This window comes from Escherichia sp. AM3, from assembly GCF_032029835.1.
Classification (GTDB): domain Bacteria; phylum Pseudomonadota; class Gammaproteobacteria; order Enterobacterales; family Enterobacteriaceae; genus Escherichia; species Escherichia coli.
The window spans coordinates 1-375 of record NZ_JAVUPQ010000651.1 but is presented as its reverse complement, the minus strand read 5'-3'; the positions used below and the strand labels follow the sequence as shown (position 1 = coordinate 375).

The window sequence follows — 375 nt, the reverse complement described above, 5'->3', positions numbered from 1 at the left end:
CCTGTTACCGGGCGACCGCATACGAATGCAGGTGCGGCCCCGAAGCCGCAGCGCGTGGAGGAGGAACGACGAAACGTGACCGGGTGAGGAGGCCGGCGACAGCGACACACTTGCATCGGATGCAGCCCGGTTAACGTGCCGGCACGGCCTGGGTAACCAGGTATTTTGTCCACAGAACCGTGCACAAAATGCTGTGGATAAGCTGGACACAGCAGCCCACAGCAGGCATACAGCCACACACTCAGAGAATTGAGCGTTTTTTAGTCACAACAATGACATTTGACTGTGTGCGGATTCAGTTATTAGAATACTGTACAAACATACAGCATAAAGAAAAGGGAGATGAGAACATGATCCGCATTGAAATTCTTTTCG

1 protein-coding gene is annotated in these 375 nt (G+C 52.5%); it reads left to right on the top strand.

Translation table 11 applies throughout. From position 1 onward, the window contains the following. Positions 1–188 precede the first annotated feature (188 nt). Positions 189–375, top strand: a 187-nt coding sequence (locus RTW80_RS27710; RefSeq protein ID WP_312721317.1) for a hypothetical protein, incomplete at its 3' end; no start/stop codon positions are given.